The 24,795-nt window shown below is 71.8% G+C and carries 20 protein-coding genes and 1 pseudogene; 13 read left to right on the top strand and 8 right to left on the bottom strand.

Going from position 1 to position 24,795, the window contains the following annotated elements; all coding sequences use genetic code 11:
* The first annotated feature begins 106 nt into the window (after positions 1–106).
* The 3 genes from ACZ6TV_RS05200 (at position 107) to ACZ6TV_RS05210 (ending at position 3,050) form a co-directional block, all read left to right on the top strand.
* A complete protein-coding gene (locus ACZ6TV_RS05200; RefSeq protein WP_465295556.1) occupies positions 107–895 on the top strand; it encodes a hypothetical protein in 789 nt (262 codons plus the stop codon).
* A 5-nt stretch (positions 896–900) separates the two neighbouring features.
* Positions 901–1,824, top strand: a complete 924-nt coding sequence (locus ACZ6TV_RS05205) for a hypothetical protein (RefSeq protein WP_465295558.1) — start codon at positions 901–903, stop codon at positions 1,822–1,824.
* A gap of 83 nt (positions 1,825–1,907) precedes the next feature.
* Positions 1,908–3,050 (top strand): acyl-CoA dehydrogenase family protein, encoded by a 1,143-nt coding sequence (locus tag ACZ6TV_RS05210; RefSeq protein WP_465295560.1) that lies wholly within the window; start codon positions 1,908–1,910, stop codon positions 3,048–3,050.
* A 5-nt stretch (positions 3,051–3,055) separates the two neighbouring features.
* Here ACZ6TV_RS05210 and dhaL read toward each other — a convergent pair whose 3' ends face one another.
* On the bottom strand, positions 3,056–3,640 hold the full coding sequence (dhaL, locus tag ACZ6TV_RS05215; RefSeq protein WP_465295562.1) for a dihydroxyacetone kinase subunit DhaL: 585 nt from the start codon (positions 3,638–3,640) through the stop codon (positions 3,056–3,058).
* A gap of 1 nt (position 3,641) precedes the next feature.
* Positions 3,642–4,631: a dihydroxyacetone kinase subunit DhaK gene (gene dhaK, locus ACZ6TV_RS05220; protein WP_465295564.1), complete on the bottom strand. Its 990-nt coding sequence runs from the start codon at positions 4,629–4,631 to the stop codon at positions 3,642–3,644.
* Between the two features lie 51 nt (positions 4,632–4,682).
* Between dhaK and dhaM the strand changes: the two genes are divergently transcribed.
* From dhaM to rny, 7 genes and pseudogenes are all read left to right on the top strand, one after another.
* Positions 4,683–5,066, top strand: a complete 384-nt coding sequence (gene dhaM / locus ACZ6TV_RS05225) for a dihydroxyacetone kinase phosphoryl donor subunit DhaM (RefSeq protein WP_465296116.1) — start codon at positions 4,683–4,685, stop codon at positions 5,064–5,066.
* Positions 5,050–5,310 carry an HPr family phosphocarrier protein gene (locus tag ACZ6TV_RS05230; RefSeq protein ID WP_465295566.1) on the top strand — a complete coding sequence of 87 codons (261 nt, stop codon included), beginning with the start codon at positions 5,050–5,052 and terminating at the stop codon, positions 5,308–5,310. The genes dhaM and ACZ6TV_RS05230 overlap by 17 nt, the downstream gene beginning before the upstream one ends.
* 61 nt (positions 5,311–5,371) lie before the next feature.
* Positions 5,372–6,604 carry an MFS transporter gene (locus ACZ6TV_RS05235; RefSeq protein WP_465295568.1) on the top strand — a complete coding sequence of 411 codons (1,233 nt, stop codon included), beginning with the start codon at positions 5,372–5,374 and terminating at the stop codon, positions 6,602–6,604.
* A gap of 10 nt (positions 6,605–6,614) precedes the next feature.
* Positions 6,615–6,815: a DUF3046 domain-containing protein gene (locus ACZ6TV_RS05240; RefSeq protein ID WP_465295570.1), complete on the top strand. Its 201-nt coding sequence runs from the start codon at positions 6,615–6,617 to the stop codon at positions 6,813–6,815.
* A 149-nt stretch (positions 6,816–6,964) separates the two neighbouring features.
* Complete coding sequence (gene recA / locus ACZ6TV_RS05245; RefSeq protein WP_465295572.1) at positions 6,965–8,014, top strand: recombinase RecA; 1,050 nt, start codon at positions 6,965–6,967, stop codon at positions 8,012–8,014.
* A 1,468-nt stretch (positions 8,015–9,482) separates the two neighbouring features.
* A pseudogene (locus tag ACZ6TV_RS05250) lies at positions 9,483–10,112 on the top strand (regulatory protein RecX); the annotation flags it as partial.
* A 1,264-nt stretch (positions 10,113–11,376) separates the two neighbouring features.
* Complete coding sequence (gene rny / locus ACZ6TV_RS05255; protein ID WP_465296118.1) at positions 11,377–13,074, top strand: ribonuclease Y; 1,698 nt, start codon at positions 11,377–11,379, stop codon at positions 13,072–13,074.
* A gap of 253 nt (positions 13,075–13,327) precedes the next feature.
* Here rny and ACZ6TV_RS05260 read toward each other — a convergent pair whose 3' ends face one another.
* The 5 genes from ACZ6TV_RS05260 to ACZ6TV_RS05280 all read right to left on the bottom strand — a co-directional run bounded on the left by ACZ6TV_RS05260 (position 13,328) and on the right by ACZ6TV_RS05280 (position 20,029).
* Complete coding sequence (locus tag ACZ6TV_RS05260; RefSeq protein WP_465295574.1) at positions 13,328–16,513, bottom strand: ABC transporter substrate-binding protein; 3,186 nt, start codon at positions 16,511–16,513, stop codon at positions 13,328–13,330.
* 48 nt (positions 16,514–16,561) lie between these two features.
* Positions 16,562–17,425 (bottom strand): amino acid ABC transporter permease, encoded by an 864-nt coding sequence (locus ACZ6TV_RS05265; RefSeq protein WP_465295576.1) that lies wholly within the window; start codon positions 17,423–17,425, stop codon positions 16,562–16,564.
* Positions 17,426–17,510: 85 nt separating this feature from the next.
* Entirely contained in the window at positions 17,511–18,167 is a 657-nt protein-coding gene (locus ACZ6TV_RS05270) for an amino acid ABC transporter permease (protein WP_465295578.1), read from the bottom strand.
* A 74-nt stretch (positions 18,168–18,241) separates the two neighbouring features.
* Positions 18,242–19,201: a glutamate ABC transporter substrate-binding protein gene (locus tag ACZ6TV_RS05275; protein ID WP_465295580.1), complete on the bottom strand. Its 960-nt coding sequence runs from the start codon at positions 19,199–19,201 to the stop codon at positions 18,242–18,244.
* An 81-nt stretch (positions 19,202–19,282) separates the two neighbouring features.
* Positions 19,283–20,029 (bottom strand): amino acid ABC transporter ATP-binding protein, encoded by a 747-nt coding sequence (locus ACZ6TV_RS05280; RefSeq protein ID WP_465295582.1) that lies wholly within the window; start codon positions 20,027–20,029, stop codon positions 19,283–19,285.
* 116 nt (positions 20,030–20,145) lie between these two features.
* Between ACZ6TV_RS05280 and surE the strand changes: the two genes are divergently transcribed.
* Genes surE through ACZ6TV_RS05295 form a run of 3 tightly spaced genes read left to right on the top strand, consistent with a single transcriptional unit; the run spans position 20,146 to position 23,009 of the window.
* Positions 20,146–20,928 carry a 5'/3'-nucleotidase SurE gene (gene surE, locus ACZ6TV_RS05285; protein WP_465295584.1) on the top strand — a complete coding sequence of 261 codons (783 nt, stop codon included), beginning with the start codon at positions 20,146–20,148 and terminating at the stop codon, positions 20,926–20,928.
* A 13-nt stretch (positions 20,929–20,941) separates the two neighbouring features.
* The gene (miaB, locus tag ACZ6TV_RS05290) at positions 20,942–22,414 is read left to right on the top strand and encodes a tRNA (N6-isopentenyl adenosine(37)-C2)-methylthiotransferase MiaB (RefSeq protein WP_465295586.1); all 1,473 of its coding nucleotides are present in this window, start codon (positions 20,942–20,944) and stop codon (positions 22,412–22,414) included.
* 22 nt (positions 22,415–22,436) lie between these two features.
* Positions 22,437–23,009 carry a hypothetical protein gene (locus tag ACZ6TV_RS05295; RefSeq protein WP_465295588.1) on the top strand — a complete coding sequence of 191 codons (573 nt, stop codon included), beginning with the start codon at positions 22,437–22,439 and terminating at the stop codon, positions 23,007–23,009.
* 245 nt (positions 23,010–23,254) lie between these two features.
* Here ACZ6TV_RS05295 and ACZ6TV_RS05300 read toward each other — a convergent pair whose 3' ends face one another.
* Complete coding sequence (locus tag ACZ6TV_RS05300) at positions 23,255–24,691, bottom strand: hypothetical protein (RefSeq protein WP_465295590.1); 1,437 nt, start codon at positions 24,689–24,691, stop codon at positions 23,255–23,257.
* Positions 24,692–24,795: the final 104 nt, after the last annotated feature.

A 24,795-nucleotide genomic window follows, 5' to 3' on the forward strand; every position in this document is an offset into this window, starting at 1 on the left:
GTGAGTGGTCGCAGGGTTCCGTGGCCATCGACGCACCCGAAGTCGTCCGCGGGCTGTTGGGTAGACAGTGGCGTTCTCAGGGCGCGTCATCAAGGAGGGGAATGACATGCGCACCAGCACGTTCAGGACGGTCGGCATCGCTGTCACGGCGGTCGCACTGGCACTCGTGACCGCCTGCGGGGGCGACGACGACAAGACCACCAGCAGCGCCTCGAAGGGCGCCGGCGGCGCGTCGCAGACCCCCGCCGCCAAGGACACGCTGGCCGCGGCCGTGCAGGACCTCGGCGCCGGCACCTACAGCTACTCGATGAAGATCCCCGAGGGCACGTTCACGGGCTCGATCGACCCCACCGGCAAGCAGCAGGTGAAGGTCGACGGGGTCGCCGCCGGCGGGGTCAAATACACGATCGAGGGCATCGCGCTCGGCGCCGACTACTACTTCAAGACCAGCATCCCGACCACGGGCGTCAACGCCAAGAAGTGGTACAAGCTGGATCGCTCGAAGATCAAGAAGGACGCGATCATCGGGCTCATCGAGACGAAGGACCCCACCGCCAGCCAGGGCGTGCTCGGGCGGGTCACCACCGCGACCCAGTCCGACCCGGCCACGATCACCGGCACCTATGACCTCACCGGCGGCGGTGACCTCGGCATCGACGACGCCGCCGTGCTGCAGGCGCTCGGCGACAAGGCGAAGTCCGCGCCGTTCACCGCCACGCTCGACGGCAAGCACCTGGTCTCGCTGAAGATCACGGTCCCGGCCTATGGCACGGTCGCCGAGCAGACGCTGACCGTCGACTACACCGGCCACGGCCAGCCGGTCACCGTCGCCGCGCCCAAGGCCGCCGACGTGCTCGCCGCCCCCGCCGCCGTCTACGGCCTGCTCAACGGCTGACCCCGATGCCGCGACGACCGTCCCCCGCCGGGCGCCCGACCGCCCGCCCACGGACCGCCCCGCGCGCCGGGGCGGTGACCGCCGCGCACGCCGCGGTGCTGACCGCCGGGCGCGCTGGGGCGACGACCGCCGGGCGCGCCGGGGTGCTGGCCGGCGGGCGCGCCGGGGCGGTGACCGCCGGGCGTGCCAGGGTGCTGACCGCCGCGCTGGTCACCGCGCTGGTCGCGGCGGTCGCGCTGGCCGGGTGCTCGTTCGGCAAGGACGGGTCGCCGCGGCCGGACACCGGGCCGTCGGTGGCGCCGACGCAGAGCGAGCTGGCGAAGAGCCTGCGCGCCCTGACCACCGGCGGCTACAAGTTCAAGGTGGTCGCCAAGGAGGGCAGCTACACCGGCGGCGTCGACCCCATCGCCGACCTGCTCGACGCCACGGTCAGCGTCACCTCCGACGGCGCCACCCTGAAGATCGACACTCTCGGGGTGCGGGGCTCCGCGTACACGCGCCTGACCGGCCTGCCGCTGCCCGGCTTCGACGGCGCCACCTGGTTCCGCGTCGACCCCGCCCGCATCACCAGGCCCGGGTCGCTCGGCCTCAGCGCCACCAAGGACCCGACCGGCGTGCAGGCGCTGATCGCCGCCACCCACGACATCCGCCGGGAGAACCGCTCCTACACCGGCACCGTCGACATGACCCGCGTGACCACCTGGGGCCCCGTCAACATCCCGCAGGTGATGCAGCTCGGCGACGTCGCCAGGAGAATCCCGTTCGAGGCGGCCGTCGACGACCAGGACCGGCTCGTGTCCGTGAAGGTCGAGATCCCCGACAACCCGGTCACCGCCACCTACTCCGACTTCGGCACGACCATGACCACGACCGCCCCCACCGGCGCCGAACCCCTCCCCGACCACCTCTACGGCATGCTCGGCCTCTGACCAGCGACCCGTGAAGCCGCGGCGGTGCGGTCGCGGGGGCGGGGCCTAGGCGAGACCGCGTCTCACGGACAACACTGCACGTCATGGAACAGCACCTCTACGAAGCCGAGCACGAAGCCTTCCGGGAACTGTGCAAGGCGTTCCTGGCCCGCGAGGCGGTGCCGCACAACGACGAGTGGGACAGGGCCGGCATCGTCGACCGGGACGTCTGGCGCAAGGCCGGCGCGGCCGGGCTGCTCGGCATGGACGTCGACGAGGAGCTCGGCGGCGGCGGGCAGAAGGACTTCCGGTTCAACGCGGTCCTCGTCGAGGAGATCGTCGCCGCGGGTGCGTCCGGGCTCGGGTTCGGGCTGCACAACGACGTCGTCGCGCCGTACCTGACGGATCTGGCCACCGAGGACCAGCGGAAGCGGTGGCTGCCCGGCTTCTGCTCCGGGGACATCGTGACCGCCATCGCGATGAGCGAGCCCGGCGCCGGCAGCGACCTCGCCGGGGTGCGGACCTCGGCGGTGCGGGACGGGGACGAGTGGGTCCTCAACGGGCAGAAGACGTTCATCACCAACGGTGAGCTCGCCGACCTCGTCATCGTCGTGGCGAAGACGGACCCGGCGCAGGGGGCGCACGGCATCAGTCTGTTCGTGGTCGAGACGGGCACGCCGGGCTTCACGCGCGGGCGGCGCCTGGAGAAGGTCGGGCTGAAGGCCAACGACACCGCCGAGCTGTTCTTCGACGACTGCCGCATCCCCGCCGACCACCTGCTTGGCCAGGAGAACTCCGGGTTCTACCACCTGATGGCGAACCTGCCGAGGGAGCGGCTCGGCATCGCCGTCGCCGCGGTCGCGTCGGCCGAGCACGTCCTGGCGATCACGCTCGACTACGCCAAGACGCGGCAGGCGTTCGGCAAGCCGATCGGGTCGTTCCAGCACAACCGGTTCGTGCTCGCGGAGCTCGACACGGAGGTGACGATCGCCAGGACGTTCCTGAACCACTGCATCGTCGAGCAGAACGCCGGGCGGCTGACGGTCGCCGACGCGGCCAAGGCGAAGTGGTGGACCACGGAGCTGCAGAACAAGGTGGCGGACCGCTGCGTCCAGCTGCACGGCGGGTACGGCTTCATGATGGAGTACCCGGTCGCGAAGGCCTGGCTGAACAGCCGCGTGCAGACCATCTACGGCGGCACGACCGAGATCATGAAGGAGATCATCGGCCGCAGCCTGGGCGTGTGACCAGGTCAGCCCGAGACCGAGGCGAGCGCGGCGAAGATCAGCGCGGTGGACGTGGCACCGGGGTCCTGATGGCCGGTGCTGCGTTCGCCGAGGTAGGACGCCCTGCCCTTGCGCGCCTGCAACGGGATCGTCGCGGTGGCCCCCGCCCGGGCCGCCTCGGCGGCGGCGTCGGGTCCCGAGGCCGCGTAGGCGGCCACGGCCGGAGTCAGCGCGTCGACCATCGTCTTGTCCCCGGGCGAGGCCTTGCCGAGCCGCACGATCGCGTCCAGCCCGGCCTGCAGACCGTCCGCGAAGGAGGCGTCGCCGGACGACAACGCCTTGCCCAGCGCCCGGAACATGCTGCCGTACAGGGGTCCCGACGCGCCGCCGACCTTCGACACCAGGGTCGTGCCGGTCTTCGTCAGCACCGCCCCGGCCGTGTCGGCATCGGACGTGGCCAGGGCGGCGACCGCCGCGTCGAACCCGCGGCGCAGGTTGACGCCGTGGTCGCCGTCGCCGATCGCGGCGTCGAGGTCGCCGAGCTCGGCGGCGTGCTCGGTGACGGACGCGGCGATCGCGGTGACCCACGCGCGGGCCTGTGCGGCGTCCACGTCAGGCACCCCACCGCAGGCCGGCGGTGCGGACCGGGGCGTCCCAGAGCCGCAGGAGCTCGTCGTCGGCCCGGCACACGGTCAGCGAGATCCCGGCCATGTCCAGGCTGGTGACGTAGTTGCCGACGAGGCTGCGCACGACCTGTACACCCGCGTCGGCCAGCAACCGGTTGACCTCGTTGAACATCAGGTACAACTCGAGCAGCGGCGTGCCGCCGAGCCCGTTGACGAGCACGATCACCTGGCTTCCGGCCTCCAGCGGTTTGGCCGTCAGGATCGGCTCCACGATGCGGGAGGCGAGCTCACGCGCGGGCCGCAGCTTCTCGCGGGCGCGGCCGGGCTCGCCGTGGATGCCGACACCGACCTCGATCTCGTCCTCGGGCAGGTCGAACCCGGGCTTGCCGGCGGCCGGGGTGGTGCCGGCGGTCAGGGCGATCGCGAACGACGCCGACCGCGCGTTGACGTCCCGGGCGACCGCGGCGACCGCGGCGAGGGCCGCCCCCTCCTCGGCGAGCGCGCCCGCGATCTTCTCGACCAGCAGCGTCGCACCCGTACCACGGCGGCCGGCGGTCCAGGTGGAGCCGTCGACCGCGACGTCGTCGTCGACCAGGACGCTCTCGACCGGGATCTCCGCGTCCTCGGCGGCCATCTCGAAGTTCATGACGTCGCCGGTGTAGTTCTTGACGATGTGCACGACCCCGGCGCCGCCGTCGACGGCCCTGGTGGCGGCCAGGATCTGGTCGGGGACGGGCGAGGTGAAGATCTCGCCGGGGCAGGCGGCGTCGAGCATCCCGGGCCCGACGAACCCTCCGTGCAGCGGCTCGTGACCGGAGCCGCCGCCCGAGACGAGGCCGACCTTGCCCGGGCGGGGCGCGTCGGCGCGGACGATGATCTGCTCGTCGAGGTCCACGCGCAGCTCAGGGTGCGCGGCGGCCATCCCGGCGAGCGCCTCACGGACGACGTCGTCCGGATCGTTGATGAACTTCTTCATGCCTAGCATTTTGGCGGTACCGACCCTGCATAGCATTGCCCTGTGGCACACATGGTGGGAATAGTGCTGGTTTCGCACAGCGAACGCCTGGCGCACGGATTGCGGGACATGCTCGTGCAGGTGGCGGGCGATGAGGTGCCGATCGAGGCGGCGGGAGGCACCGACGACGGGGGCCTCGGCACCAGCTACGACCGGATCCTCGTGGCGATCGACCGGGCCGACCGGGGTGCCGGGGTGCTGGTCCTGACCGACCTCGGCAGCGCCGTCCTCACCGCGCAGACCGTGCTCGAGGACCGGGTCGCCAACACGGCCACCCTGGTCGACGCGCCGTTCGTCGAGGGTGCGGTGGCCGCCGCGGTACTGGCCGGGACCGGCGCCGACCTCGCGGAATGCATCTCCGCCGCGACGGAGGCCCGCGATGTCCGCAAGCTCTGAGGCGACCGTGGTGCTCCCGGCGGACCTGCACGCCCGACCGGCCGGGGCACTGGTACGGGCGGCGGCGGGCTTCACCAGCACCGTCGAGATCATCGCGGGGGAGCGGCGGGTCAGCGCCCGGAGCGTCCTCGGCGTGATGGGGCTGAACGCGCGCGCGGGCACGCCGGTGGTGGTGTCCGCCACAGGCGACGACGCGGCCGACGCGGTGCTGGCGCTGGCGGCACTGCTGGAGGCGTGCGTCTAGGTCGCGACCCGTCGGAAGTAAGGAGTGGTGCGCGTCGCGGTGCCTACGCGAGGATGGCACCGTGATCGACGCCCCTGAGATCCCCGCGCTGCAGCGACGCACCCTCGGCCTGCTCATCCCCACGCAGGCCGTCGGAGGGCTGGGCGTCGCCAGCGGGGTGTCGATCGGTGCGCTGCTCGCCGCGGACATGGCCGGACCGGCCGCGGCGGGGCTGTCCGGCAGCGCCGCGGTCATCGGCGCCGCGCTGATCGCGATCCCGGCGACCCGGCTGATGCGCACCGGCGGGCGGCGCCCCGGGCTGGTCTTCGCCTACAGCGCCGGCGTGCTCGGATCGCTGCTGGTGGTCGCCGCGGTGTGGCTGCGGTCGGTGCCGCTGCTGTTCGTGGGCACGTTCCTGTTCGGCGGGGCGTCGGCGGCGAACCTGCAGTCGCGGTACGCGGCGGTCGACCTCGCCGACAGTGACCGCCGGGCGCGGCATCTGTCGCTGGTCGTGTGGGTGACGACGCTGGGGGCGGTGGCCGGCCCGAACCTGGCGCCGTTCGCGGACCAGGTGACGATGCCGTGGGGTTTGCCGGAGTACGCGGGTCCGTACCTGTTCAGCGCCGTGGCGTTCACGTTCGGCGCCGTCGCCCTGTTCGTGCTGCTGCGCCCGGACCCGCTGCTGACGGCCCGGCGGTCGGCGGCCGCGTCCGACCCCTCGGAGCGGCCGGCCTCGTGGAAGTCGGCGTTCGCGACGGTACGGGCGAGCGCCGGCGCGCGGCTCGGGGTGTCCGCGGTGGCGGTCGGGCACGTGGTGATGGTCGGCGTGATGTCGATGACACCCGTGCACATCGGCGACTACGTGCACGCGCACGGCGACCTGCTGCGCATCGTCGGGCTGGTGATCAGCATCCACATCACGGGCATGTATGCGCTGTCGCCGCTCATCGGCTGGGCCGCCGACCGGTTCGGCCGCAAACCGGTGATCCTCACGGGCGTCGTGCTGCTCGCGTCGGCGTGCGCGCTCAGCGGTACGGCCGGAGAGGACACCGTCCGGCTGGCGATCGGGATGGGCCTGCTCGGGGCCGGCTGGGGCTGCACGATGGTGGCCGGATCCACGCTGCTGTCGGAGTCCGTGCCCGTCGCGGAGCGCTCCGGCGTGCAGGGCCTGTCCGACGTCATCATGGGCGTCTCGGCGGCCGCCGCGGGTGCGCTCGCCGGGGTCGTGGTCGACCTGTCCGGCTTCGCCACGTTGTCCATCCTGGCGGGGATCGCCGTGGTGCCGCTGGCGGCGTCGGTGCTGCGGAGGTCTTAGTCTTGGCCGCGTGCGACTGACGGATTTCTGGCAGCGGTTGGAAGAGGTGTTCGGCGTGGCATACGCCGGCAGCGTCGCCAACGACCAGGTGCTGACCCAACTCGACGGCCGGACCATCAAGGAAGCGCTCGCAGGTGGCGAGGACACCGCCGTCGTGTGGCGCGCTGTGGTCGCCGCATACCCGGAGCGTGTTCCCAGCAGGCTGCGGTGATGAATTTTGGCGTGTCGCTTCGTTGATCGTACAGATGTACGGGTAGTGTCCTCAGGCGTCGGTGCCGGTTTTTTGTCATACCCGGCGCTTACCTTGTCAGCGTGAATAAACGAACGCCGACGAAGACCGCGAACTCAGGGGTGACGGACATGGCAGTGCAACCTGACCGGGAGAAGGCGCTCGGGCTCGCCCTCTCGCAGATCGACAAGCAGTTCGGTAAGGGCTCGGTCATGCGGCTCGGCGAGCGGGTCATCGCTCCGATGTCCGTGATCCCGACCGGCTCCATCGCGCTGGACGTCGCGCTCGGCATCGGGGGGCTGCCCCGCGGCCGGGTCATCGAGGTCTTCGGGCCGGAGTCCAGCGGTAAGACGACCGTGGCGCTGCACGCCATCGCCAACGCGCAGGCCCAGGGCGGCATCGCGGCGTTCATCGACGCCGAGCACGCCCTCGACCCCGACTATGCCAAGGCCCTCGGCGTCGACACCGACGCGCTGCTCGTCTCCCAGCCGGACACCGGTGAGCAGGCCCTCGAGATCGTCGACATGCTGGTCCGCTCCGGCGCCCTCGACATCATCGTCATCGACTCCGTCGCCGCCCTCGTGCCGCGCGCCGAGATCGAGGGCGAGATGGGCGACAGCCACGTGGGTCTCCAGGCCCGCCTCATGAGCCAGGCCCTGCGGAAGATCACCGGTGCCCTCAACAACTCCGGCACCACCGCCATCTTCATCAACCAGCTCCGCGAGAAGATCGGCGTCATGTTCGGCAGCCCGGAGACCACGACCGGTGGCCGCGCGCTGAAGTTCTACTCGTCGGTCCGCCTCGACGTGCGCCGCATCGAGAGCCTCAAGGACGGCACCGACGTGGTGGGCAACCGCACCCGCGTCAAGGTCGTGAAGAACAAGGTCGCTTCGCCGTTCAAGCAGGCCGAGTTCGACATCATGTATGGCAAGGGCATCTCCCGCGAGGGCTCCCTCATCGACGTCGGCGTCGAGCAGACGATCATCCGCAAGGCCGGCGCCTGGTATACCTACGACGGCGACCAGCTCGGCCAGGGCAAGGAGAACTCCCGCAAGTTCCTGCGGGAGAACCCCGACGTCGCCGCCGAGATCGAGAAGAAGATCAAGGAGAAGCTGGGCGTCGGGGTCGGCCAGGCCACCGACGCGGCCGGCGGCCCCGAGGTGGTCCCGGTCGACTTCTGACCGGCGCCTTCCCTCGCCCGCTCCAACCTTCGCGCGACCCACGGCGTTCGGTGCCGGTCCGCGGGAGGACCTCCGCTTCTTCTGGAGGTTTGTCCCGCGGCCGGCCCCGCCCGCGGTGTTGGCGGAGGGTCTTGTGAGGGCTTTGTCATGCAGGTTTCGCCGCTCGCCGTGACGCTTGGCAGGAGCGGTTCGCGGTTTCGGAGGTGTGCCCGTGCCGGGCAGGCGGCGTTCCAGCAGTCCCAGCCAGCAGCCGACCGACCCGCTCGACACCGCTGAGCCTGCCGCGGTTCCGCCCGATGTTCCGCCGGGCGGGCAGGGGTCTGCTGCGTCTGCGCCTCCTGCTGCCGCGCCGGGCGAGCCCGCGCCGCCAGCGGTCCCTGCGTCTGCGGACGTTTCCGGGGACGTTGACGTCGCCGCTTCCTCGTCCGGTGCGCCTGGTTCCGCGCCGTCCGTGGCTCCTGATTCTGCGGACGTGGAGGTCGTAGCCTCTTCGTCCGGTGCGCCTGGCTCCGGGCCGTCCGTGGCTCCTGCGTCTGCGGACGTTGAGGTCGCCGCCTCCTCGTCCGATCCACGTGCTTCCGCGTCGGGTGACCCCGGATCAGGTGCTGATCTGCCGGACGGGCCCAGGTCCGCCGCGCCCGCGAGTGGCAAGCCCTGGCGGTTCGCCGACATGAGCGACGACAACCCCTGGCTGTCCGCCGAGGCCCAGCCGGGCGGCGCCATCACCGCGCCGGACCCGCGCCGGGCGCCTTCACGGGACGCCGCCGACGACACCTCGCCCGGGTGGCGGACGGCTCCCGGGCCTGGCGGTGCCGCGCCCCCCGCGCCTCGATCCGACGACACCGGCGACGGTCCGTCCCCCTGGCCGGCGACCGCGGAGAAGATCCCACCCGGCTGGCCGGCCGTTCCCGGGGCTGAGCCGCCCGAACGTGTGCCGCCTCCCGCCTGGCTCGACGCTCCTCCCGGCCAGGTTCCGCCCGGCCGGTCCAGAGTTCCGGCGACCGGGTCCACCGGCCCCATCCCTCTGCCCGCCTGGCTCGCCGACCCGGAGACCGGGACCGCCGGCAAGATCCCGCCCGGCCGCTCCACGTCCCCGGCCGCCGGGAAGTCGTCGTCCGCCTCCGGCTCGGCAGCGGACCGCGACACCAGCGGCCGCGCGGTGGACCGTGACCCGGGCGGGCGCGCGGTTGACCGTGACGCCGGCGGACGCCGCAGCCCGGCGAGGAAGCGTGACGCCGGCGGACGCCCCGACCCGGCAGTGGACCGCGACCCGGACGGACACCCCGACCCTGCGGAAGATCCCGCCACCGGCGGGCGGTTCGGCTCGGCGGAGGAACCCGCCACCGGGGGGCGATTCGGTTCGGGGGAGGGCTACGACTCCGGCGAACGTTCCGGCAGGGGCCGTGGCCGGCGCTCCGGGCGGAAGAGTGGTCCCGCCTGGTCGGGCGGCGCCAGGCAGCAGAACGACGGCTCCGACCCTCAGGGCGACCGCGAGCCGCAGGACGCGTCCGGCCGGAGCGGTGGTTCCCGGCGGCGGGGTGGGCCACCGCCCGCGCCGCTCGATCCGAGGGAAGCGGCCAGGGAGATCTGCCTCCGTCAGCTCGCCGTCCGGCCGAGGACCAGGCTCGAGCTCGCCACCGCCATGCGCAAGCGCGGTGTCGAGGAGGAGATCGCCGATGAGATCCTCGACCGGTACGACGAGGTCGGCATCATCGACGACGCCGCGTTCGCCCGGGCGTGGGTCGCCAGCCGGCACCACGGCAAGGGCCTGGCGCGCAGGGCCCTCGCGGGGGAGCTGCGCCGCAAAGGTGTCTCCTCCGACGAGGTCGGTGAGGCGCTCGACGAGCTCGACCCGGACGTGGAGGAGCAGACCGCCAGAGCTCTGGTCGCCAGGCGGCTCCGTGTGGAGTCCAACGCCGCCCCCGAGGCGGTGTTCCGCAGGCTGGTCGGGATGCTGGCCAGGAAGGGGTACCCACCCGGCCTGGCCATCCGCCTGGTCAAGGAAGGCCTCGCCGAACGAGCCGACGCCGCCGAGTTCGCCGACGGCATCGACCCCGACGCCCTCGCCGACGCCGCCATCGACCCCGACCCGCGCTGACCCGGTCCCGCGCTGACCCCGGCCCCCGCTGGCCGGCCCGCGCCGATGGACTGGAGGAGTCACCTGGTCGACACGTGGACGTACGCGGCCTGCCCTCGCAAAGCCGCACAGCTCGGCCAAGATGCAAGCCGGCGGGATCGTGGGCCCGATGAAGCGCGGGCCGTGCAGACCGCGGGTCGAGGCAGGACCGGCAGTGAGGAGCACGTCGCCTGCGGGAGGTGATGCACACGCCCGGGCGCCGGCGGCGCGAGGTCGGGCAGTGGCCGATCGGCACCGTCCTGTGTCCGGATGCTGACTCCACGACGTCGCGTCCGAAACGACCCGGCGCAACCGTCGTCGGCGCCGCTGCCACGAGGGTGAGCGCCGTCCCCGGCGCACCGTCCTGACCGGTCGTCGCGTGCACCGTGCGTGACCGACGAGTTTCGGATGTGAGCGTTCACCGTCGTGTCCGCGCGGTCACGTGCGGCCATGTGCCGCCATATGGCTGTCCGCCACATGGAACCGACCCCGGGCCGTGCTGAGGAGAACCCTAGGAATGCGACAGGCGTCGATGCGGTGGCTGGTCGGCGCACCGTGTGTGGTGGAATGATTGCAGACGTACGGAGGTAGGAGTTCAGCGCCGCGCGTCCGGGTGACTACAGGTCGTCGACAATCTCGACCCGTCTGCGACCGACATGCCGGAAAGTTCTGGTCAAATGTCGCTGGTAGGGTGTTTCGGCTGGCAAGGGTCTTGACGGACGTACGTCCCTTATGGTGCCCGATCATGAGTCCTTGACCGAAGCGCCCTTCAAGACCTAGCCTCGGCGTTACCAGATGGAGACCGCCCAACCACCGCGGGTTTACCGCACAACATAGATCGCGTCACAGATCAGCAACGTTTACGCACGACATATAAGCGCCGCGCCTTGCGGGAGGTGGCGGCCGTTGACCGGTCATCGGGGTCACCCTGTGTCCCGATATTGATACATCTTGATGGCAGTGTGTGTGGTCGGGCGTCTCCTCCACAACATCCCGCGTTGCGCGACCCTGCGCAGCGCCGAGCGGAGCGAGGTGACGTCGTGACGGAGTGCGCCCCTGTCATCCTCTGCGAACGACCCGCAAGCGGAGCACGACCCGCAAGCGAAACGGGACCCGCGAGCGAAACGAAAGCCGCTACCGCCGCAGCCGAGGTGACCGCGTGACCGGCCTGCAGGCCGCGCTCGTCGTCGTGGTCGTCGTCATCGGCCTCGGCGTCCTCGCCGCGCTGGTGGTCTCGCTGAAGGTCATGCGCCGGCTGCACTCCGCCGCCACCGTGCCCGTTCAGCCCGTCGCCGAGGATCCCGCGTTCCTCGCCGAGAAGGACCGGCAGGAGCACTCCCTCGCGTCACTGCGGACCGCCGCCGAGGACGCCACCGCGGCGGTGGACGAGGCACGGGCGGTGGCCGCCGCTGCCCGTACCGAAGCGGCCGCCGCCAAAGCGGAAGCCAGCTCCGCGCGGTCGGAGGCGCGACGCATCCTCGACGGGGCGAGGGCCGAGGCCGACTCGCTGCTGGAGCGCGCCCACCGGCAGGCCGAGGTCGACGCCGAGCAGGCCCGCGCCGCCGCGCGCCGCGCCGGTGAGCGTGAGGTCAGCCAGCTCACCACCGTGGCCAAGGAGCAGTCGCAGGACGCGGAGCGGCGCCAGCGCCGGCTGGACGAGCGCGAGCGCCTGCTCGCCGAGGAGGCCGAGCGGCTCGCCGAGCGCGACCGGCGCATCACCGGCACCGAGGCCGACCTGCTCGAGCGGGAGGCGGCCTTCACCCGCCGGGAGGTCGAGATCGCCGCGGGCGAGGAGCGGCACCGCGAGGAGCTGGAGCGGGTCGCGGGCCTCACCACCGACGCCGCCCGGGTCGAGGTCATCGAGACGATCGAGGCGCAGGCGAAGCGCGAGGCCGCCCTCCTGGTCCGTGACATCGAGAACGACGCCCGCAACACCGCCGACCAGCGGGCCCGGCACATCGTCGTGGACGCTATCCAGCGGGTCGCCAGCGAGCAGACCGCGGAGAGCGTCGTCAGCGTCCTGCACCTGCCGAGCGACGAGATGAAGGGCCGGATCATCGGCCGTGAGGGCCGCAACATCCGGGCGTTCGAGTCGACGACCGGGGTCAACCTGATCATCGACGACACGCCCGAGGCGGTCCTGCTGTCGTGCTTCGACCCGGTGCGCCGGGAGATCGGCCGGCTCACGCTGGAGAAGCTGGTGCTCGACGGGCGGATCCACCCGCACCGGATCGAGGAGGTGTTCGAGCAGGCCAAGCACGAGGTCGAACGCCTCTGCATGCGGGCCGCGGAGGACGCGCTCGTCGAGGTGGGCATCACCGACCTGCACCCGGAGCTGATGACGCTGCTGGGCCGGCTGCGGTACCGGACCTCCTACGGCCAGAACGTGCTCAAGCACCTCGTCGAGACCGCCCACATCGCCGGCATCATGGCCAGCGAGCTGCGGCTGGACCCCAAGCCGATCAAGCGCAGCGCGTTCCTGCACGACATCGGCAAGGCGCTCACGCACGAGGTCGAGGGCAGCCACGCGCTGATCGGCGCGGACGTGGCCCGCAAGTACGGCGAGTCCGAGGACGTCGTGCACGCCATCGAGGCGCACCACAACGAGGTCCTCCCGCAGACCATCGAGGCCGTCCTCACCCAGGCGTCCGACGCCTGCTCCGGCGGCCGCCCCGGCGCACGCCGCGAGAGCCTCGAGGCGTACGTCAAGCGCCTCGAACGCATCGAGGAGATCGCCGCCGGCAAGTCGGGCGTCGAGAAGGTCTTCGCGATGCAGGCCGGCCGCGAGATCCGCGTCATGGTCCGCCCCGACGACGTCGACGACATCGGCGCCGCCGTCCTCGCCCGCGACGTCGCGAAGCAGATCGAGGAGGAGCTGACCTACCCCGGCCAGATCCGCGTCACCGTCGTCCGCGAGTCGAGGGTCACCGAGATCGCCCGCTGAAAAGCCCAAGAGCAAGAACAAGAGCAAGAACAAGAGCAAGAACAAGAGCAAGCGCATCCCTGCTCACGTCCGTCGTGGCGGGGGTCCGTCGCTCCCGTCAGCCGCCGGTCAGGCCCTGGCGGGCCTGACCTTTCCCGCCGCCGTCAGTTGCCCGGCCACGACCTGCGGCCGTGATCGACCGCGAGCACCCCCATGATCCGGAAGACTTTTGGTCGTCATAGCGACGAAAACTCTTCCGGATCATGGGGACGGGCTACGGGGCGATGACGGCCTCGGCGGACGTGTACGGGCTGGTGATCTTGTAGGACCAGATCGCCGGGTCGGGGACCGCCAGGTCGCCGTTCGACGCGAACTTGTACGACCGCGCGACGCCCTTCCCCTCGTACTTGCCGACGAACGCCAGCATGTCGGAGCGCGTCGCCTTCCCGGCGGTGAAGCCCTCCAGGATGATGTTGGCGCCGTCGTACGCCTCGGGGCCGTAGTAGCCGGCGGTCGTCTTGTACGCGGCCTGGTAGCGCGACGCGTAGTCACCGCCGGCCCGGTCGCTCGGGATGCACGGGCACGTGACGATGATGCCGTCGGCGGCCTTGACCAGCGTGTCGACGAACAGCTGGGTGAACAGCCGGTCGCTGACGATGATCTGGATGGTCGGCTTCGCGGTCCGCAGCGCCTTCAGGAACGGCGTGCCGGCGTCGGACTCGCCGGCGTAGTAGACGACCTCGGGGCTCGCGTTCGTGACCTGGCCGACGGGGGCGGTGAAGTCCTTGTCCGCCTTGCGGATCGCGACGCTCGTGGTGACCGCGCTGCCGAGCGCGCCCGACACGGCCTGCCGGGCGACGCCGCCGAAGTCGGAGTCGTCGTAGACCACGGCGACCTTCGAGGCGCGGATGGTGCTCTTGATGTAGCGGGCGCCGGCCGCGGCCTGCTCCTTGTCGGTGGCGACGAGCCGGTGGAACGTGGTCCAGCCCTTCGCCGAGAGGTCGACGTCCGGCGCGAACGGCGTGAAGAACGGCACGCCCGCCTTCTCCAGGATGGGGCCCGCGGCGAGGAGCTCGGTGCGGTACGCCGGGCCGACGACGCCGATCACCTCGCTGTCGGCGACCAGGTCCTCCGCGGCGAGCTTGCTGCCCTCCTCGGTGCCCTTCGTGTCGAACTCCGCGAACCCGACGTTGCACCCGGCGTGCTTGGCGTTGTAGTCGTCGACGGCCAGCTTGGCGGCGTTGCGCATGCCGTTGCTGTCCTTGGATCCGGTCCCGGCGAGGATGCCCAGGAACGCGACCTTGTGCCCGCAGGCCGGCGACGCCGCGGGCCCGGCCTGGTTGGACGGCCCGGTGCCACCACCGCCCGGCTCACCCCCGCCGCCGTCCCGGTTGGCGAACCACACGATGCCCCCGACGAGCAGCAGCAGCGCGAGGACGCCCCCGCCGACCGCCATGAGCGCGCCCGCGCCGCGCCCCCGAGCGGGGCGGACCGGATACGCCTGCCCTCCGCCCGGCCACCCTTGCGCGGGCGGCCCGGAAACGGACGGCACCCCGGACACCGGCGGCCCAGCGGCGCCGTGCCCGGCCATCGGCGGTTGCCCGGCCATCGGCGGCTGCCCGGTCATCGGGGGACCGGAGATCGGGCGGCCACCGGCCGGCGCCCCGAACGGCGGCAACCCCACGGCCGGCGGCGGCGTGGGCGGCCCTGACACGGGCGGCTGACCCGCCCCCGGATACCCGATCGCCGGCGGCTGCTGCTGCACGGGAGGCCGCTGCAACGGCGGCTGCTGCATGGGCGGCTGCTGCTGGACGGGGGGCTGCTGCATGGGGGGCTGCTGGAGGGGTGGCTGCTGGTAAAGGGGCGGCTGCTGCACAGGCGGCACGACCGGCGGCCGCTGCTGCACGTGAGGCGGCACCGGCGGCTGCTGCACGGGCGGCTGCTGCACAGGTGGCACCACTGGCGGTCGCTGCTGCACCTGAGGCGGCACCGGCGGCTGCTGCACGGGTGGCTGCTGCGCCGGCGGCTGCTGGTACACCGGCGGCTGCTGCGACGCACCCGGCACCACCGGCATCGACCCGGTCTGCAGCAGCGGCGGCAACCCGGGCGCCATCGACGGCATGCTGAACCCCGGCGACACCGGCGTCGCCGAAACAGGCGCCGCCGCGACATCCCCGCTGACCGGCCCGCCCGACGAAGGCCCGCCCGACGACGGTGCGCTCGACGCGGGAACCCCCGACGCGGGAACCCCCGACGCGGGAACCCCCGACGTAGGTGCGGCACCACCGGACGACGGCCCGGGCGACGACGGCACCGGCCCGAACGGCCCCGAAGCACCCGAGACAGGCCCCGCCGGCATCCCCGCCACGTGCGCCCGCCCGGTCGGCGGCGCCAGGTGCAGCGCGCCCTCCGCGACCACCAGCTCCGGCTGCTCGATCGCCGTCGGCGCCAGCCCGAACGACCGGTGCAGCAGCGTCGCGGCCAGCGGGATCCGCGACGACCCGCCGACCAGGAACACCGCCGCAAGCGGCTGCCCGGAGACACCCGCCGCGGACACCGCCAGCTGCGTCGCCGTGACGGTCCGGTCCAGGATGGGCCGGGCCAGCTGCTCCAGCTGCTCCCGCCCGATCGGCACGCTCTCGTCGAAGAGCGGCACGTGCACGTACGTGGTGGCGGCCCGGCTGAGCATCTCCTTGGCCAGCCGCGCGTCCTCCCACAGCTGCCACGCGGCGCGCCGGTCGGCCTCGCTCTCCGGGTTGGTGAGGCGGTGCCACTGGTCGCCCTCGCGGCCGGTGAACGCCCGGCCCAGGTAGGCCACGACGGCCGCGTCGACGTCGAGGCCGCCGGCGTCGGGCAGGCCCTCGCTGGCGAGGACGTCGAAGCCGCCGCCCGCGTTGCGGCGGACCACGCTCGCGTCGAAGGTGCCGGCACCGAAGTCGTAGACGACGGCGATGCCGCCGACCGGGACGTGGGTGCCGACGGTACCGACGAAATAGGACGCGGCGGCGACCGGCTCCGACGACAGGAACGGCCCGGGGAACCCGGCGGACGTCGCGGCCTGCGACAGCGTCTGGCGGCGCTGCGGCGGCCAGGTCGCCGGGTGGGTCAGGTTGACCTCGCTGGGCAGCGAGCCGGCCACCCGGTAGGTCTCGGCGGCGACCCGGCGCAGGACGGCGGCGACGAGGTCGATGACCGGCACGTCCTGCTCGCCGAGCCAGACGGTGCCCTCTTCGACGCGGCGCTTCGGGTACGGCTCGAACCGGTGCGGCTGCAGGCGCGCCGAGTGCACCGCGTCACGGCCGGTGAGGATGCTGTAGTCGGCGTTGACGTAGACGGCGGAGGGCAGCAGCGGCGAGCCGTCGAAGAGCAGCGGTTTCGTGCGGCCGTCCGGCCAGCGGAGCACGGCGACGGTGTTCGAGGTGCCGAAGTCGATGCCCAAACGAAAGCCGGTGTCCGCCACCCGCGCAGCGTACGTATTACGCGCAACGTTGCCAATCAACCGGGTGGCTCACACGGACTGTCCGACGTCGGCCAGCTTGACGGCCTTCGCGGTCGTCTTGACCTGCTTCGGGCCGCCCATGAGCCGCTTCTGCAGCCAGAAGGCGAACCATGACAGCAGGGCACAGGTGCCGATGTACACGGCGGCGACGACGAGGTAGCCGGGCACGTACGGGAAGCCGAAGGTCAACCGGCCGCCGTACTGCTTGCCGTAGTACAGCAGCTCCGGCAGCTGGATGATGAAGCCGAGCGCCGTGTCCTTCAGCAGGACCACCAGCTGGCTGATGATCGCGGGGAGCATGGCCCGGACCGCCTGCGGCAGCAGGATCGACGTCATCACCTGGGTCTTGCGCATGCCGAGCGCGTAGGCGGCCTCGGACTGCCCGCGGGCGACGGCGATGATGCCGGCTCGGAAGATCTCCGACAGGACCGCGCCGTTGTAGAGGGTCAGGCCGATGACGAGGGGCCAGAACGCGCCGACCTTGTAGCCGAGCTGGATCGGGCCGTAGTACGCGAAGAAGATCAGGATGAGCAGCGGGATCGCGCGGAACAGCTCGACGAAGGCCGAGGTCGGCGCCCGGAAGACCGCGTGGTCGCTGAGCCGGCCGGTGGCCAGCAGCGCGCCGAGGGCCAGCGCGAGCACCGCGGCGGTGCCGGCGGCGCGCAGCGTGGTCAGGTAGCCGTCGATCAGGTCGCGCTGGGTCTGCGCGTATTCGAACTGCTCCCAGCGGATCGGCTCGAACTGGCCGGTGTCGTAGAAGCGCCAGACGATGTAGGCGATCAGCGCGACGATGCCCAGCGCGCTCAGGATGCCGATCAGGCGGTACCGCAGCCGCGCCTTCGGGCCGGGCAGGTCGTAAAGAACGTTGCTCATACCGCCACCTCCGCTGCGCTCCGGCGTCGGCCTGAGCCGAATGCTGCGATCATGATGAGCGGCTCCTCGCTCCGCTGCGGCCCGCTCATCGCGCGACCTTCCAGCGTCGTTCCAGCATCCGTTGCAGGGTCACGAGCGGCACGACGAGGATGAGGAACCCGATGGCGACCCACAGCAGCCCGTAGATCTGGTTCTCGCCGCGCTCGGACAGGTAGAACGTGATCGCGCCCGCCTCGGCGACCGAGAAGCCAGCCGCGACGGTGGTGTTCTTCAGCATCGCGTTGAGCACGCTGACCAGCGGCGGCACGACCGTGCGGAACGCCTGCGGCAGGACCACGTTGGTCAGCACCTGGGTGAACGTCATGCCCAGCGCGCGGGCCGCCTCGGCCTGCCCGACGGGCACCGTGTTGATGCCGGAGCGCAGCGCCTCGCACACGAAGGCGCTGGTGTAGGCGGTCAGGGCGATGCACGCGCCGGTGAAGAACTCGAACGTGACGCCGAGCTTCGGCAGCGCGAACACCTGCAGCGCGAAGACCAGCGTCAGTGGCGTGTTGCGCAGCAGCAGCACGTAGGAGCTGCCGAACGCGCGCAGCGCGGGGACGGGGGAGACCCGCATCGCGGCCAGCAGCGTGCCGACCACCATCGACCCGACGGCGGAGATCAGGAAGAGCTGGACCGTCTCCCAGAAGTGGGAGCCGATGACATCCCAGTTGTCCGTCAGGACGTGGAGAAATTCGTTCACGCCGTCACCTCCGCTTCGCCGCGCATAAGGGTGGGGCGCCGCCTTGCCGGGCGGCGCCCCGTACTACTGCAGGATCAGTACTTCTCGAGCGCCGGCGGGCTGCCCGCCGAGCCGGACTTGCCGAGCGTGCCGTCGTAGACCTTCTGCCAGGTGCCGTCGCCGAACGCCGCCTCGAGGGACGCGTTGACGAAGTCCCGCAGGGCCTTGTCGTCGTGGCCCAGGCCGATGCCGTACTTCTCGGGGTAGGCCTTGCCGGTGGTCGGGTCGAGGAACGGCTTGCCGACGACCTTCAGCTGCGACGGCGCCTGCGCCGCGAAGCCCTTCAGGATCGCGTCGTCGGTGGTGACCGCGTCGACCTTCTTGTCCAGCAGCTGCGACACGCACTCGGAGTAGGTCTTGAACTCCACGATCTTGTCGGTCAGCTTCTGGTCGCGGACCCGCTGGATCGGCGTGGAGCCGGTCGCGGAGCAGACGGTCTTGCCCTGCAGCGAGTCGGAGCCGGTGATCGACGAGTCGTCCTTGCGGACCAGCAGGTCCTGCGCGGCGACGAAGTACGGGCCGGCGAACGAGACGTCGGCCTTGCGCTTGTCGGTGATCGAGTAGGTGCCGACGTAGTAGTCGACCTCGCCACCCTTGATCGCCGTCTCACGGTTGGCGGAGGCGATCTCCTTGTATTCGATCTTCGACGCGTCGAAGCCGAGCTTCGAGGCGATCAGCTGGGCGATCTCGATGTCGAAGCCGCAGCGCTTGCCGGAGGCGTCCTTGTAGCCCAGGTTGGGCTGGTCGAACTTGACGCCGATGACGACCTTGCCGGCCGCCTTGATCCGGTCGAACGTCGGGCTGCCCGTGATCGCCACGCCGGTGGCCGGCGTGAACGTGGTGCCCGACGAGGTGCAGGCGTCGCTGGCCGGCGCCGCAGCGCCGGAGCTGCCGCCCTCGGCCGAAGGCGCGGGCGTGCCCTCCTTGCCGCAGGCGGCCAGGCCGAGCGCAAGCGTGACGGCGGCGGCTGCCGCGGCGATCCGCGTGATTCGCATGATGGTCGCTATCCCCTTCCGGTGGGTCTCTTGCTTCTTCGTGCGCCTATAGAGCGTCGTTCGTGTGCTTTAGGAGGTCTTCTAGTGCGTGAGGATCTTCGACAGGAAGTCCTTGGCCCGGTCGGTGCGCGGGTTGGCGAAGAACGTCTTCGGGTCCGCCTCCTCGACCAGCTGGCCGTCGGCCATGAACACGACCCGGTTCGCGGCGTGCCGCGCGAAGCCCATCTCGTGCGTGACCACGACCATGGTCATGCCCTCGCCCGCGAGGCCCGTCATGACGTCGAGCACCTCGCCGACCATCTCCGGGTCCAGCGCGCTCGTCGGCTCGTCGAACAGCATCGCCTTCGGCTGCATCGCCAGGGCCCGGGCGATCGCGGCCCGCTGCTGCTGGCCGCCGGACAGCTGCGCCGGATACTTCTGCGCCTGCGCGGCGATCCCCACCCGGTCGAGCAGGCCCATGGCGCGCTCCCGCACCACGTCCGCCTTCTCCTTGCGGACCTTGACCGGCCCGAGCATCACGTTCTCGAGGATGGTCTTGTGCGCGAACAGGTTGAACGACTGGAACACCATGCCGACCTCGCTGCGCAGCCGCGCGAGGGGCTTGCCCTCCTCCGGCAGCCTGGTGCCGTCGAACACGATGTCGCCGTTGTTGATCGGCTCCAGCCGGTTGATCGCCCGGCACAGCGTCGACTTGCCCGAGCCCGACGGGCCGATCACGACCACGACCTCGCCGCGGGCGATCGAGAGATTGACGTCCTTGAGGACATGCAGCTCGCCGAACCACTTGTTGACGCCGCTGAGCACGATCAAAGGCTCGTCCGTCATCATCCGCCCCATCGCGTCTCGGCTCTTTCGGTGGCTCGACGGTAGCGGTGGCGATGCCCACGAACGGCCGCATAGCGGTCACGGACGGATAACGGCCGGGAGTTGTCACAATGATGACCATGCGCATCCTGGTGACCAACGACGACGGCATCGACAGCCCCGGCCTGCACGCCCTCGCCGAGATGGCGGTCCGTCTCGGGCACGACGTGGTGGTGGCGGCCCCGGCCCGCGAGGCGAGCGGCTCGGGCAGCTCGCTCACCGGAGTCGAGGCCGACGGGCTGATCGCGACCGAGGTCCGTCCGCCGCTGTTCGCGGGCGTGCCGACGTACGCCGTCTCCGCGTCGCCGGCGTTCATCGCGCTGATGGCGACCAGGGGCGCGTACGGGGCCGAGCCGGACGTGATCCTGTCCGGCATCAACCGCGGACCCAACACCGGCGCGGCCGTCCTGCACTCCGGCACGGTCGGCGCCGCGTTCACCGCCGTCGCCAACGGCTGCCGCGCCATGGCGGTCTCCCTGGACATCCCCTTCCGGGCGCCTGAGGGGGACCAGGACGAGTACTGGGACACCGCGGCCGAGGTCGCCGGCGACCTGCTGCCGTTGCTGTCCGACGAATACGTGCTCAACGTCAACGTGCCCAACCTGGAGGCCGGGGACCTGCGCGGCATCCGCCGGGCGACCCTCGCGCAGTTCGGCACCGTGCAGATGGTCCTGATGGAGCAGGGCCACGGGTACGTGCGGATGTCCCTCGAGCAGAGCGACCACGGTGCGGAGCCCGGCAGCGACGACGCGTGGCTGCTGGACGGCTACGTCTCGGTCAGCGCGATCCGCCCGCCCCGCGAAGCGTCCGACGTGGTGCTGCCGGGGCTGGTGGATACCGCCGGTGAGCACGTCGGCGGCTAGACTTCTCGCTGCTATGACTGAGACCCCTCGCAGCTTCAAGGTCATCACCTACGGCTGCCAGATGAACGCCCACGACTCCGAGCGCATCTCCGGCCTGCTCGAGGACGCCGGCTACGTCCCGGTGCCCGCCGACGCGGAGCCGGACGTCGTCGTGTTCAACACGTGCGCCGTGCGGGAGAACGCCGACAACCGCCTCTACGGCAACCTCGGCCACCTGCGCCCGACGAAGCTCGCCCAGCCCGGCATGCAGATCGCCGTCGGCGGCTGCCTGGCGCAGAAGGACCGCGGCGACATCGTCAAGAAGGCCCCGTGGGTCGACGTCGTCTTCGGCACCCACAACATCGGCTCGCTGCCGGTGCTGCTGGAGCGCGCGCGCCACAACGCGGCCGCCGAGGTCGAGATCCTCGAGTCGCTCGAGGTGTTCCCCTCGACGCTGCCTACCCGGCGCGAGTCGACCTATGCGGGCTGGGTCTCGATCTCCGTCGGCTGCAACAACACCTGCACCTTCTGCATCGTGCCCGCGCTGCGCGGCAAGGAGAAGGACCGCCGCCCCGGCGACATCCTCGCCGAGGTCAGCGCCCTCGCGGCGGAAGGCGTCCTGGAGGTGACCCTCCTCGGGCAGAACGTCAACTCCTACGGTGCCGAGTTCGGCGACCGGCTCGCCTTCGGCAAGCTCCTGCGGGCCTGCGGCGACGTGGAGGGCCTGGAGCGGGTCCGCTTCACCAGCCCGCACCCGAAGGACTTCACCGACGACGTCATCGCCGCCATGGCCGAGACGCCCAACGTCTGCCACTCCCTGCACATGCCGCTGCAGTCCGGCTCCGACCCCGTCCTGAAGGCGATGCGCCGCTCGTATCGCGCCGAGCGCTACCTGGGCATCATCGCCAAGGTCCGGGCCGCCATGCCCGACGCCGCGATCACGACCGACATCATCGTCGGTTTCCCCGGCGAGACGGACGACGACTTCGAGCGCACCCTGGACGTGGTCCGCGAGGCCCGGTATTCCAGCGCCTTCACGTTCCAGTACTCCAAGCGCCCGGGCACGCCCGCCGCCACCATGGACCTGCAGGTGCCGAAGGCGGTCGTGCAGGAGCGGTACGACCGGCTGATCGCCACCCTGGAGGAGATCAGCTGGGACGAGAACAAGAAGCTCGTCGGCACGCCGGTCGAGGTCCTGGTCGCCGTCGGTGAGGGCCGCAAGGACGGCGCCACCGGCCGCATGTCGGGCCGCGCGCGGGACGGGCGCCTGGTGCACTTCGCCGCCGACCCGTCGCTCACCCTGCGCCCCGGCGACATCGTGCACACCACGGTGACCTATGCCGCCCCGCACCACCTCAACGCCGACGGCCCCCTGCTGTCCCACCGCCGCACCCGCGCCGGCGACGCCTGGGAGGCCGGCCGGGTCACCCGCACCCCGGGTGTCTCCCTCGGCATGCCCACCATCGGCACCCCGCCCCCGTCGGCCGCACCCGCCCGCTCCTGCTGACCCGCCGCTGAGGAGGGCCGCCGTGGTGTGGGTGCACGCCGGCCGGGTGTACACCAACGGCGACGTGTTCATGGCCGTGGACGCGACGCTGCGCGCGTCCTGGCTCGGGCACACCGACGACGCATATGACGCGGTCTGCGAGCTCGACGAGGACGTGACCAGCATCCCGGTCGGGGCCGGCCGCGCCGCGCTCATCGCCATCGACGGCCGCCCCAGCGACGAGGGGTGGTCTTCGGCCACGGCACGGTCGCCTTCGCCTTCGCCGCCGGGCGCAACTACCCGATCACCCTGCCCGCCGCGCTGGGGCACCGGCACCTCGGCACCTGGGGCGCCGACGCGATCACGCTGCGCAGCGGCTGCCTCGCCGTGTTCACCGCCGCCCTCGACGGCTTCGGCCCCTACGGCAGCGAGTTCGTCCCTGCCGTGCCCGGCCCCGTCCCCGATGCTGCGCCCCGGACGTCGCCCGACGGTGCCCCCGGGAATCCTGCTGGACCTCGACCCCGGCGACTACCGGCTCGCGGCCGATCCCTACGTCGAGCTGAGCGACGGTGTGCGATTCGGCCGATGGACGCTCACGCGCACCCCGGACCCGTAGTTGGCCGCCGTCACGGGCGCGGACCGCGGCCGCGAGGATGCGGGCGTCGAGCTGAGCGGCGGCGTGTGATTCGGTCGATGGGCGCTCGCGCACCCCGGACCCGTGGCCGGCCGCCGTCATGGGCGCGGACTGCGGCCGTGAGGGTGCGGGCGTCGAGCTGAGCGGCGGCGTGCGATTCGGCCGATGGGCGCTCGCGCGCACCCCGGACCCGTAGCCGGCCGCCGCCACGGCTGCGAGCGTGCGGGTCAGCGGTGTGGGGCGTAGCCGCGTTCGTAGCCGCCCTGGTCGCCGGGGCGGCCTGAGCCGTAGACGCCGCGCTGGTCGTAACCGCCCTGCGGGGCGCCATACACGCCGCCGCCCTGCTGGGGGCCCGGCGGGTAGCCGCGCGGCTGGTCATAGCCGGGCTGGTGGTCGAAGTCGCGCGGGTCGGACTGGCCGCCGCCGGCGCCGTAGACGGTGCCGCCGGGGGCGGTCGCGCCGCGGGCGGCCGAGGCGGCCGGGCGGGCGCCGTAGACGTTGCCGGTGCCGCCGTCGTCGGGCGGCAGGTCGTCGCCGGTGGGGCGGGGTGCCGAGCCGCGGGCGGGGCCGGACCCGGCGGCGGCGCGGCGGGTGGCGCGGGAGCGGCGGATGCCGATGATGCCGGCGACGACGAGCAGCAGCCCCACGATGCCGATGGCGGCCACCATGTAGGTGATGTCCTGCAGCGTCAGGTCTTCCAGGAACGACCGGTCGTCGGGCTTCGGGGTGGGCAGGACCGCGCCGCCGCCCTTGCCCGGAGTGACGTTCTGCGGCGTGTACTTGAGGATCGGCGCCGTCTGCTCGGAGGGCACGTCGGAGGCGGTGATGAACTGCTTGCCGTCGGTCGAGTAGGTGATCGCCTCGCCGCGGGCCTCGTTGGGCAGCGGCGTGATGCGCGGCTTGCCGGTGGTGATGGCCTTGACGACGTCGCCGCCCTGGACGTCGAACTCGTAGGCGTCGGAGTAGGTGCGGATGACGACCCGGGAGCCGTCGGGGGAGGAGGCGGCGCCGGTGATCGCCTTCACGCCGAGGAAGGAGAGCGGGTTGGGCGTCTTCGTCTCCTGGGGCGCGAACGTGCCCACCTGCTTGAGCTTGACGCCCTTGCTGGTGTTGGGCTGCAGGGGGCCCTCGGGGACCCAGACCTCGCCGATGGGGTCCTTGGTGATGATGATCGGCAGGCCGTCGCCGCCCAGGAGCATGGCCTCGGCGTCGCGCTTCTTGCCGTCCGGATACGCGAGACGGTTGATGACCGGTGCCTTCGCGCCCTTGGCCAGGGTCCACACCGCGACGGTCGGGCGGGGGGTGGCGCTGCCGCCGGAGGCCTCGGTGTTGTCGCCGATGTCGGCGATCCACAGCGTCTCGTTCTTGTCGATCGCGAGGTCTTCGGGGTCGCGGGCGGTCGGGTCGTAGTTGACCGGGGTGCCGACGACCTTGCAGGCGGCGTCGAGCGTGAAGATCCTGGCCTTGCCGCCGGCGGGGGCGCTGTCGTTGATCGCGTAGTAGCCGGTGGCGGTCGCGACGAGGCCGGAGATCTCGTTGATCTTGGACGAGTCGGGGGTGCAGACCTTCTGACCCGCACCCTCAACCGGTGCCTGGCCGGTGTTGGCCGAGGGGCTCGGGGCCGCCGCGGCGGGCGCCGCAAGCCCCAGGAACAGACTCGTCACCGCACTACAAGCCGCACCGATGGCCAGGCCAACCCGCTGTCGCATCGGACAAGTCTGGCAGAGCCGGACCAGATGTGGGTGCGCCCGGTCCGGCTCTCACTCGC

Source organism: Dactylosporangium sp. NPDC051087, assembly GCF_055586325.1.